The organism is Anoxybacillus sp. LAT27 (genome assembly GCF_022030075.1).
Classification (GTDB): domain Bacteria; phylum Bacillota; class Bacilli; order Bacillales; family Anoxybacillaceae; genus Anoxybacillus; species Anoxybacillus kestanbolensis.
The window spans coordinates 1-282 of record NZ_JAIWYK010000137.1 but is presented as its reverse complement, the minus strand read 5'-3'; the positions used below and the strand labels follow the sequence as shown (position 1 = coordinate 282).

The window sequence follows — 282 nt, the reverse complement described above, 5'->3', positions numbered from 1 at the left end:
ACCAAGACGATGTGCGTCCTGCCGTGGATGTGTATGTTGTCACGGTTGGAGAAGGCAGCCTCGTTGCTGGTATGCAGCTGGCTGAGCGCTTACGTGAGCAAGTCCCGGGCCTACGTGTTATGTCGCACTTTGGCGGGGGTAACTTCAAAAAACAATTTAAACGTGCGGACAAAGTCGGTGCGTCTGTGGCACTGGTGCTTGGCGAAGATGAAGTCGCCAATGGCACCGTGGCAGTAAAAGATTTGAAAGGCGGCGAGCAGCAAACCTTGAAACAAGACGAGG

The 282-nt window shown here is 53.9% G+C and carries 1 protein-coding gene; it reads left to right on the top strand.

What is annotated here, in order from left to right:
- Positions 1-282, top strand: a 282-nt coding sequence (locus LD028_RS18160; RefSeq protein WP_237811596.1) for a His/Gly/Thr/Pro-type tRNA ligase C-terminal domain-containing protein, incomplete at both ends; no start/stop codon positions are given.